Origin of the sequence: Oliverpabstia intestinalis, from assembly GCF_009696065.1 — a bacterium.
GTDB classification, from domain to species: Bacteria; Bacillota; Clostridia; order Lachnospirales; family Lachnospiraceae; genus Oliverpabstia; species Oliverpabstia intestinalis.
Window position 1 is genome coordinate 1 of record NZ_VUMS01000046.1, and the last position, 10,260, is coordinate 10,260.

Here is a 10,260-nt window from a genome sequence, read left to right on the forward strand (position 1 = left end):
GAGTACACGACTTTCCAGGGAAGGTGCTCTGAGACTTTTTTCTTTCTGTAAACTGATGACAGTATACAGAACAATCCAGAGACACGCAAGCTAATCATTATTACGCTATTTTAAGAGGTCAATAACATTAATTATACATAAGGTGAACGATATATAATATAATTAGTTGTTTCTGCAATATATTGATAATTCAGTGATTGTAAGAATGATTGAATATCTACTGTTTTGGAAAATACCAGGTAATGTGTAGAAGTCGCACTTATTGAAGCTGAAAAATCATCCGGATTACTACAATCTCCCCCGTAGATAACATCCATAATAGGTTTTTCTGATAAATAGTATGTGTTTCCAAGTGCATATTGAAAATCAGGAAGACCTTGCCAGCAAAGGGCACAATCGCGATCAATTGTTGGAAAGATAGTTGGATCGTACTGTCGTACTGTCATTAAAAGATCAGCCGAAACGGCCACACGCGGATTAGGTGTATCTGCATCCTGATGAATGTATTCACTGATTTCCAGAAGATCATTAGAAACTTTATATAAGTTATCTGGTAACTTATATAAAGAAGAAAAGTACTTAACAGGGCTACCAAGTAATACGATCGCGTAAATAGTCGCACATAAGGTGATTGCTTTTTTGGTATGGGTGGATATATGACTGATAAAATGAGTAATCAAGTAAGCAATCACGAGATTCACAGGCAATAACCAGAAAAAACGATAGTATACGGAATCTTGATCAAAGTGTTTAAAGAATACGTTGACTAAAACGGGGTTGTATATTGTCAAGAACAGAAAAAACGTATATAGCGAAAAATATTTGAGTCTGTGTTTTTGGGTGATAAAGAACCAGAGGATTGCAACAATAAAAACACCAAAGAAATAGATCTGCCCCCAGTAGTTTGAAAAACAAGTCTTAACAAATTTTAATCCCAAATCATTTAAATAAATTCCCTGCATAATCTAAAAACCTTTCATTGTATAGAATAAATTAAGATGCCTTTTGTGTTAAGCAAATATAACACACATATTATAAGATTCGGCATGAGACAAAGAAGATAAAAATAGATATCTTTCCAACGTCTTTCTTTGAGAATCCATGGCAATAAGCCAGCACTTAAACCGACGGGAACAATTAACATGGAGGAAGAAGAGAAAAAGCAGCTGCTTAAAGATATTATGAATAGCAGTTTCTTTGCAAAAGGAATATCCTTTTTTAACCACAATAACAAAAAGCAGAAAAACATCCCTGGAATAATGATGTTAGCTAGAATAGATTTTCCCTCATAGGTTCTAGTGAATAAGAAAGTTGCTGTTGTATAAATCGTGTAACTGTAAAAATCAAGCAGTAAAACAAGGCAGAAAAAGAAATCAGTTATTCTTTTTTTCCCTTTGAAAAGAAGTAATCCGATCTGATAGTAAAGAATGCAGGTAAATAAAGAAAGTATCTGTGGCATAATTACCTTTGCCTGTTTTAAAGGATGTATATGAAAAAACTGTGAAATTACAGCGTTATACTCAGGAAAACATGCATAAATTCTACGTCCATCGAGTGAGGGTAACATATTTCCAGTGTACGGATTATAATGTCCCATGGTATTGGTATAAACATCCGTGGAAACTTTTGCGATATAATAACTGGCATCTGCTGACACGTCAATGTGGTTAAAGACAAAAAACTCCAATATAAAGACAAAAATAAGTAAAGGAATGATCATAAGACCATGGCTACGCACGGATAAAGGGAGGTTTTGTATTAGGCTTTTCCAATTGTTGCGACAAAAAAAGATAGAGACAAGGAATATAATACCTGATATACTTAAAATTAAATATGTAAGAGTGGATAGCTTTTGTGAAGTCAGTATTAAAGGAATGGAGAGAATACCGAACAACATAAAAAAGAATAAGAATCCGGAAATTACAGTTAAAGTTATAGAAGTTGGAGCTCTGTGCATTAATTTGAAGAATAACAACCCGTAAGAAAAAAAGAGAATGAGTTGCAGACATAAAAGAAGAGCTATAATGAGTATATTCATAAAAACACCTCGTCAAATAATATTAGATTCTACTTATTATAACAAACGAGGGTGATGATTAACAAGGTGTTTTTAGAAAGAAGGGAAATTAATATGAAAAGAAAATAATAATGATAGTTGCCGGGTGTCTGATTCGTATAGGAATGGGAGTGGTATTTGCAGAAAACAGCCTATAGGTTGCTGTGCTAGGGGCGCATCTGCATTTTTTGTTTGCTGACCAATTGACGGAGAAGATACCACGGTATTGAGAATATTCAAACAATGAATTTGATGTCTTTATGTATTAGATTTCGCAATGTATAGGGAGGTTGTATAAAAGGAAAAATGATAAAGGAAAAGGATAAACATAACGGAGAAACTTTTTACATTTATATGTTAAACATTTTAGCATGTATTGCAGTGATAAGTATGCACCATAATGGAAAGGTTCATGTATTTTCAAACACATTAGGTTGGAAACAAGAGTTAGTGGTTGAAGTAGTGGCTTATTGGGCGGTTCCTGTTTTTTATATGATTAGTGGTGCTACTCTGATGAATTACCGGGAGAGATATTCTACGAAGGTTTTTTTGAAAAAACGTTTTTTGAAAGTTGGAATTCCTTTTATTGTCTGGAGCGCATTGCTTTTGGCAAAGAATATAATAACTGGTGGATATGTATTGGAGTCACCTAAAGGGGTTAAATTTGTTGAAGGGATTATTAATATCCGAGCACAAAACGTGTATTGGTTTTTCCCTGTTATCTGCGGAATATATTTAATAATACCAGTATTATCATTATTGAAAGATAATAGAAAAATTTTATGGTATATTGTGATGTGTATATTTGTGTTGACTTCAGTTATGCCGGTGATTTGTAAATGGTTACATGTTCAGTGGTATAGTGGCTGGAAGTTCCCAATGGATGCAGCGATATTATATGTTGTGTTGGGGTACTTGCTATCCACGGAGAATTTAAATAAAAAACAAAGGATGGTAGGTTATATATTGGGAATTGTCGGCGCATTGATACGATATTTATATACGTATTTTACATCCATTAGTTTGAATGATGTAAATAGAGATTTATTTGTATATGAATATTTTCCGGCAGTTTGGTTAGCGGTTGCCGTTTTTGTGTTTTTTAAAACCTGTTCATGGGAAAGAGTAAAAAATAGTAGATGGAAAAAATATATTATTAATGCTGCGTCATGTAGTTTTGGAATATACTTGATACATATTCCTGTGATGGAGTTTGAACAAAATATATTACATTTTTCGCAAAATATTTGGTGGCGCAGTGTTGGTATTGTTTTTACATATATAATTTCTCTGACAGTAGTTGGTATAATGAAAAAAATACCAATAGTAAAATATATTGTACCTTAAAAAATGTTAAGTAGAAGGTGTCAGGTGCTAATGTTAGTAACACAGCTAAAACGGCAGATTTTACAAGCAATTTATAGATTAAAAATAACAAATAAGGAGTTGATAAATGGATAATTTGTTTCGATTTTTGGATAAAATATTGCCTTTAATTTCAACATTATTAGGAATTTATATTACATATTTTGTCACGGTTTCAAGTGATAAAAGTGAATTAAAAGTAAATGCTCAGACTAAGGCAAGAGATGAATATTGGATACCGTGTTCTATTGCAATTTCGAATTTACAGAAAAAGAAAATTGCTATGTTACCTTTCAAGGAGAAAATAGTTGTGAGCAGGAACTTAATGAATTATTGAAATATCTTCAAGCGGATAAAAGAATTTATTTTTATGAAAGAACAAGAAATATATTCACTATGTTAAATGAAACTATAGAAAATTATGAAAGAGCAATAAATAACGACGTACAATCTATTATAAATATTTTTCGCAAACAATATTGCGCTATGGTAAAGGAATTTTCAGTATATGAAAATAATAATTGTACGGATTGTGGAATAGCTATTAAAACAACTTTTTTCGAGAAATAAAAGAAGTAATACTAGAATAAAAGACATAATATGGCTTGGACAAGTATAGTATGTAATGTTGATTTTATAAGAGGCGATTATTCAAATATATTTTCGGCAGATATGACTTATGGTTCGGAGGATTTCTATTTTGAGGTATGGTTGCAAATAAAGGACTATGGTAGACAAAGAGAAGAGTTTTGCTTGTCTTCGGAGCAAGAATTAGGATTAGATGTCCTTGACTATGAAGGTGAAAATTTGATGCCTTTTACTAGTCCTTTAGTTGAATTTATAAAGGATATAAACTATCAAAATAAATATGTTGCAATTTTTGAAATATTATCGTTGTTACAAGATGAAATTTTTAGGAATATTGATGATGTAACAATTTTATAATTTTTAGATGTTCAAAAAATGACAAGGAGCAATGGAAGAGTGAATAATAAAAAGAATGGTGAAAAAAATATATGGTTGATTGATATGATTGAGAGAATTCCCCATTTTTTAGCAGTAGTTTTCGCAGTGTATATGATAGTTACATTGCTGATGAATGCAATTTTGAATAATAAGATGAATAGGTATTATAGACCAAATTATCTGATTATTCCGAGTGAAGTATGGTTGTGTTGTGCGGTGGCTTTACTTGCGTTAATACTTTGGATAATTAATTTTTGCACACGGAAAATCTGTCTGTCGGAAAAGCAGTTCTATATATTTCTTATCATTAATTTCGTGGTAATTTATCTTATTCAGCTGTTTATATCAAGGAATATTTATTTTAAAACAGGATGGGATGCTGGAGTTTTAATTGATAATGCGGAAAACATTGCGTTAAATGGCGCGGACGGAGTCGAGCTGGATTACTTTAGTTGGTATCCTAATAATATTTTTGCGGTATATACGCTGGTATTCTTTTATAAAATTGCAGTTGTAGTACATAAGCAGAATCCATACATCGTGATTGTTGCAATAAATAATTTACTTGTAAATATATCCGTTTTGCTGGCAACTTTGAGTATTTATAAAATTACAAATAAGAAGTCTGTTACAATTGTGAGTATGGTGTTCGGTGTGATTTTAATCGGACTGTCGCCATGGATTGTTATTCCGTATACAGATACGTTGGGGATGATTTTTCCGATTGGTGCCGTTTTTTGCTATGTATTTTTAAAAAACAGATACTTACGATATTTCCTTTTTGTGGCATTATGTGAAATGGGATATTTGTATAAACCGACGGTCTTGATAGGAGTGATTGCATTAGTAATTATAAAATCATTCTCGCTATTGAAACGATTGTTACATAATAAATTAAAACTCAAAATGCTAGTCAAAACAAGTATATGTATTTTAATGGCGGCGTTATGTGTTGCAGGTTTGAATAAAGCTGTTATTGGAATGAATACGACAGAGTTGGATGAAAATAAAGCAATGACGATGACGCATTACTTTATGATGGGTCTGAACAAAACAACAGAAGGGGTTTATAGTAGAGATGATGTGAATTATTCAATATCTTTTGGAAATAAAGATATGCGCAAAAAGGGAAATATTGAGGTGATCAAACAGCGATACCAGGAGATGGGAGCGAGTGGATATATAACACAATTGGTAAAAAAGAATCTTTCCAATTATAATGATGGAACTTTTGCATGGTATAGAGAAGGTAATTTTTTTGTGGAAATACCAGAAAAAGATAGCCTGGCAGCCAAGCTTTTGAGAAGGTTTTACTGGTGGAACCAGGTCGGTGAAGAAAATATGTATCAGGTATTTGCGTCAATAGAGCAGGTGGTGTGGTTTTTTGTGCTTTTGTGTATTGCGGGATGTGTTTTGCCGGGGTGCAAAATAAATAATGTTGAAGGTCTCCTTGCACTTACTCTGATAGGAGTTAGCCTTTTTTTGTTGTTGTTTGAATGCAGGGCACGTTATTTGTATATTTTTTCACCATTGTATGTGGTACTTGCAGGGATTGGATTGGACAAAATTAACTATTTTTTGCATGACTTACGAAGAAATAATATGAAAACAAAGGGAGAAAAATGATGCAGCGATTAATGATAGTGGTTCCTTGTTATAATGAGGAAGAAATTTTACCGTACAGCATAGAAAAATTGACGGGAGTAATTAAAAATCTGATTAAAAAGTCTAAAATAGCATCGAATAGTGGAATATTATTTGTAAACGATGGAAGCAAGGACAAAACCTGGGAGATCATTCAGAATGAATATGCTAAGAATCCGTATGTGTACGGACTTGGCCTTGCCGGAAATGTAGGACATCAGAATGCATTGTTTGCAGGTCTGCAGACGGCGGCTGAGATATGTGATTTTTCTATTAGTATTGATGCGGATCTGCAGGATGATATCGAAGTGATTGAACAGATGGTAGATGAATATCTGTCGGGCGCAGATATCGTTTATGGAGTCAGAAGTGAAAGAAAGACCGACACATTCTTCAAAAGATTTACGGCGCAGTCGTTTTACCGGATTATGGAAATGATGGGTGTGAAAACGGTATATAACCATGCAGATTTCCGGCTGATGAGTGCAAGAGCTATGAAGCAGCTGGGACAGTATAAGGAAAGAAATTTGTTCCTGCGGGGAATGGTGCCGCTTATTGGATATAAAACAGCTACGGTGACGTATGCACGAAAGGAAAGACTGGCAGGAGAAAGTAAGTATCCGTTAAAGAAGATGCTGTCGTTTGCCTGGGATGGGATTACATCTTTTAGTATTAAACCGATTAGTATGATTATGGCTTTTGGAGGTGTAATTGTTGCCTGCTCAGTGATTGCATTTATTTACACGCTGGTATCATATTTTATGGGACATGTCAGCCCGGGATGGTCTTCACTGATGATTTCCATTTGGTTTTTGGGTGGAGTGCAGCTGTTATTTATCGGAGTTGTCGGACAATATGTAGGGAAAACATATATAGAAAGTAAGGAACGTCCACGGTATAATGTGGAGAAGTTTTTGAATCATGAAGAGTAATTCAAAATTTCTCAGATAGTACAGAATAGGAATGGGCTGTATAGTGGTTTATTGAGAAATATATGTGGTGAAATAGGAAGTTTTGATAAAGGATATTTTGACAAGTGCGAAAATGGAGGGAAAATGAGAAAAGTATTGGTAGGTCTGGTGTCTGTGGGTTTGATGTTAGAAATGTTGTGTGCATGTGGCTCGCAGACGGAAAAAGTTATACCGAATGAGGTAAATAATGAAAAATCGCCAGTAGAAATAGAAGAGACGGAAAGAGATGTTTTGCCGGATAAATCCGAAAAGGTAATTGAAATTCCAGGTCTGAAAAGTCAATACAAATTAATTGTAGTAAACGATCAACATATTATAGTTCCCGATGGCGACTATATATCAGAAAAAAGTGAAGAAATTGAGCAACGTGTTACAATGTTTTCAAATTCTGACGGAAAAACTTCGCATGAAACGTGGCCGGAAATAGTAGATGCAATCAATGCGGAAAATCCAGACGGTGTAATCTTGAATGGTGATATGATCGATTTCTTCTCAGAAGCTAATTTGAACTGCCTGATGACAGATTTAAAAAGGATTAAAGCTCCGGTTATGTATAATCGTGCAGATCATGATTTGGGAATCTGGTATAGTGATACATATACAGACGAGGATGTGCAGCAGAAAGAGAAAGAATCCTGGGATATGGAAGAGATAATGGTTCAGGATTTTGATGAGTTCCTGGTTGTGGGAATTAACAATAACACCAGCCAATTATCAGAAGAGGGATTGGAAAGATTAAAAGAATTGTGGGCGGAAGATAAACCAATTATTTTAACAATGCATGTTCCGCTGAAATCGCAAGTAAATGATGGTCTTAGCGATGCTTCGAAGGCTGTATGGCAGGATCGGGCACTTTTGTGGGGAACAGATTGCTTCTATAGCCCGGATGAAGTGACACAACAATTTCTGAACATGGTATTTGCAGAAGACAGCCCGGTGGTTGCTGTGATAGGCGCGCATCTGCATTTTGCGTATGATGACCAATTGACGGAGAAGATTCCACAGTATGTGTTTGATGCTTCGTTTAAGGGGACGGTTGGGGTGCTTACGGTGAAGTGATGAAAGAGATTTGCTAGATGAAGTAAACAGAAGGTGTCATGCTGGTAGATTGGCTGCTCTGATATAGAAAATGCAAATCGATAGGTTTATATTATATAGAATGACAACAGGCAGGTTACTGTAACCGCATATCGGAAGGGAAAAAATATCTGTCTGTCCGTAGAAGATACCGGAAGCGGAATTCCGGATGAACTGAAGGAACGGGTGTTTGAACCATTCTTTCGTGTAGACAAATCCAGAAGTCGGGAACTTGGAGGGGTAGGCCTGGGACTGGCTCTGGTTCGTGAGATCGTGCGTGTACATGACGGCAGTATCACCGTTCAGTCCGGCTCGTCCGGCGGAACGGTCTTTGATATGGTTTTCACGCAGTAATTAACGCCCCCACTGTACAGGTGGGGGCGTTGGCTATACAGGAGTTGTTTACTGCAGATCCAGTGCTTTCATACTCATCTCTTCCAGCAGCTGGGATTTTACTTTATACAGCTTGTCGGACAGATCCACATATACTTTCTGTGGATTTACAAGACGGCGTGTCTCCGGCCACAGGGTTTCCTGCTCTTTTTTGCAGATTGCCTGCATCTCCATAACAGAAGGAGAAGTGTAGACACACAGACCTTTCTGGAATACCGGAACGAGAAGTTCACGCAGGGTGTAAGTGCCGCCTTTGATCTTGGTCTTTTTCCAGGTTTCAATCGGATCAAAGATGATCATATCTTTACTTTCATCAAAGGTTTCGTTAACCATACAGATCAGATCGGCACGGATCTTGCCGGTTGCTTTGTCATAGATACGGTAAATGGTTTTATTTCCCGGGTTTGTGATTTTTTCTGTGTTTTCAGAAAGTTTGATCTTCGGTACGAAATCTTCATCGTCCTTATCTTTGATGGCTGCCAGTTTGTAGACACCGCCGAATGCCGGACAGTCTTTGGAGGTGATCAGGTTCGTGCCGACACCCCAGGAATTGATTGTGGCGCCCTGGGCTTTCAGGCTGTCGATCAGGTATTCATCCAGGTCACTGGAAGCGGAGATGATCGCATCGCCGAATCCTGCAGCTTCCAGCATCTCGTAAGCTTTCTTTGACAGATAAGCCAGGTCACCGCTGTCGATACGGATACCGTATCCATGGAAGTTAGGGTCTTTTTCTTTCATTTCTTTGAAGACACGGATGGCGTTTGGCACACCGGAGTCCAGAACGTCATAGGTATCTACCAGAAGCAGGCAGGCATTCGGATACAGATTTGCATAGGTTTTGAACGCGGTATATTCATCCGGAAAGCTCATGATCCAGCTGTGTGCGTGTGTACCTTTGACCGGGACACCGAACATCTTTCCGGTCAGCACGTTGGAAGTTCCCACACAGCCGCCGATCACAGCAGCTCTTGCACCGTAGATACCGGCATCCGGGCCCTGGGCACGGCGAAGACCGAATTCCATGATACCGTCACCTTTTGCAGCGTAAACCACGCGGGAGGCTTTGGTGGCGATCAGACTCTGATGGTTGATGATATTTAAGATTGCAGTTTCCACCAGCTGTGCCTCCATGACAGGAGCAACTACTTTTAAGAGCGGTTCTCTCGGGAATACAACGGTTCCTTCCGGGATGGCATAAATATCACCGGTAAAGTGAAATCCTCTCAGATATTCCAGAAAATCATCATCGAACAGATTCAGCCCCCGCAGATATTCCACATCGTCCGGAGAAAAGTGCAGATCACGGATATATTCGATGACCTGTTCCAGGCCGGCTGCGATGGCATAACCGCCGTCACACGGGTTCTGTCTGTAGAAAGCATCAAATACAACAACCTGATCGGTAGGGTTTTTAAAGTATCCCTGCATCATGGTTAATTCATATAAATCAGTTAATAAGGTTAAATCCAGCGCTCTCATGGCGTACCTCCATATCGTTATTGTTGTCCGATCAGACTCGGCAACTTCTGTAACTGTTCGGTGTCAGTATATACATCCGGTGTACGGGGCAGATGTTACAGGCGCTCTTTGTACTTATAATAGAAGATACAGAACAGTTATCAATTTTGTATAGTATACCATTTTGAAAAAATAAAGTAAACTAGGTAATTGCGAAACTCGCTAAGCTCGTTCGCAATTCTGAACCAAAACAAGGATGAATTCGTGCAAAGCACGAATTCTGGAATGAAATGTAGATAACCGGACATTTTAGGTGCACTTTAATAAGGC

Annotated in this window: 9 protein-coding genes and 1 pseudogene; 7 read left to right on the top strand and 3 right to left on the bottom strand. The window is 36.9% G+C overall.

Annotated features, from left to right (window positions below; translation table 11 throughout):
- Positions 1–131: 131 nt before the first annotated feature.
- Together FYJ57_RS14090 and FYJ57_RS14095 are read right to left on the bottom strand one after the other, a co-directional pair.
- Positions 132–962, bottom strand: coding sequence for a hypothetical protein (locus FYJ57_RS14090; RefSeq protein ID WP_154433148.1), 831 nt, complete (start codon positions 960–962; stop codon positions 132–134).
- A gap of 14 nt (positions 963–976) precedes the next feature.
- On the bottom strand, positions 977–2,038 hold the full coding sequence (locus FYJ57_RS14095; protein WP_154433149.1) for a DUF6077 domain-containing protein: 1,062 nt from the start codon (positions 2,036–2,038) through the stop codon (positions 977–979).
- 324 nt (positions 2,039–2,362) lie between these two features.
- Here FYJ57_RS14095 and FYJ57_RS14100 point away from each other — a divergent pair, with 324 nt between their 5' ends.
- The 7 genes and pseudogenes from FYJ57_RS14100 to FYJ57_RS14130 all read left to right on the top strand — a co-directional run.
- Entirely contained in the window at positions 2,363–3,403 is a 1,041-nt protein-coding gene (locus FYJ57_RS14100; protein ID WP_154433150.1) for an acyltransferase, read from the top strand.
- 106 nt (positions 3,404–3,509) lie between these two features.
- Complete coding sequence (locus FYJ57_RS14105; RefSeq protein ID WP_154433151.1) at positions 3,510–3,758, top strand: hypothetical protein; 249 nt, start codon at positions 3,510–3,512, stop codon at positions 3,756–3,758.
- 263 nt (positions 3,759–4,021) lie between these two features.
- A complete protein-coding gene (locus tag FYJ57_RS14110) occupies positions 4,022–4,366 on the top strand; it encodes a hypothetical protein (RefSeq protein WP_154433152.1) in 345 nt (114 codons plus the stop codon).
- 39 nt (positions 4,367–4,405) lie between these two features.
- Positions 4,406–6,013 (top strand): glycosyltransferase-like membrane protein, encoded by a 1,608-nt coding sequence (locus FYJ57_RS14115; RefSeq protein ID WP_154433153.1) that lies wholly within the window; start codon positions 4,406–4,408, stop codon positions 6,011–6,013.
- Entirely contained in the window at positions 6,010–6,963 is a 954-nt protein-coding gene (locus FYJ57_RS14120) for a glycosyltransferase family 2 protein (RefSeq protein ID WP_205840002.1), read from the top strand. Before FYJ57_RS14115 ends, FYJ57_RS14120 begins: the two co-directional genes overlap by 4 nt.
- Positions 6,964–7,086: 123 nt before the next feature.
- Positions 7,087–8,061, top strand: coding sequence for a metallophosphoesterase family protein (locus FYJ57_RS14125; protein ID WP_154433154.1), 975 nt, complete (start codon positions 7,087–7,089; stop codon positions 8,059–8,061).
- Between the two features lie 111 nt (positions 8,062–8,172).
- Positions 8,173–8,433 (top strand): annotated as a pseudogene (locus FYJ57_RS14130) (ATP-binding protein); the annotation flags it as partial.
- Between the two features lie 48 nt (positions 8,434–8,481).
- Here the strand turns inward: FYJ57_RS14130 and FYJ57_RS14135 are convergent.
- Positions 8,482–9,951, bottom strand: a complete 1,470-nt coding sequence (locus tag FYJ57_RS14135) for a nicotinate phosphoribosyltransferase (RefSeq protein ID WP_154433155.1) — start codon at positions 9,949–9,951, stop codon at positions 8,482–8,484.
- Positions 9,952–10,260: the final 309 nt, after the last annotated feature.

Bases quoted from the DNA above. Each gene is read 5' to 3' on its own strand.
- FYJ57_RS14100 (WP_154433150.1), top strand. From the start codon at position 2,363: ATGATAAAGGAAAAGGATAAACATAACGGAGAAACTTTTTACATTTAT.
- FYJ57_RS14105 (WP_154433151.1), top strand. From the start codon at position 3,510: ATGGATAATTTGTTTCGATTTTTGGATAAAATATTGCCTTTAATTTCA.
- FYJ57_RS14110 (WP_154433152.1), top strand. From the start codon at position 4,022: ATGGCTTGGACAAGTATAGTATGTAATGTTGATTTTATAAGAGGCGAT.
- FYJ57_RS14135 (WP_154433155.1), bottom strand. From the start codon at position 9,951: ATGAGAGCGCTGGATTTAACCTTATTAACTGATTTATATGAATTAACC.
- FYJ57_RS14120 (WP_205840002.1), top strand. From the start codon at position 6,010: ATGATGCAGCGATTAATGATAGTGGTTCCTTGTTATAATGAGGAAGAA.
- FYJ57_RS14090 (WP_154433148.1), bottom strand. From the start codon at position 962: ATGCAGGGAATTTATTTAAATGATTTGGGATTAAAATTTGTTAAGACT.
- FYJ57_RS14095 (WP_154433149.1), bottom strand. From the start codon at position 2,038: ATGAATATACTCATTATAGCTCTTCTTTTATGTCTGCAACTCATTCTC.
- FYJ57_RS14125 (WP_154433154.1), top strand. From the start codon at position 7,087: ATGAGAAAAGTATTGGTAGGTCTGGTGTCTGTGGGTTTGATGTTAGAA.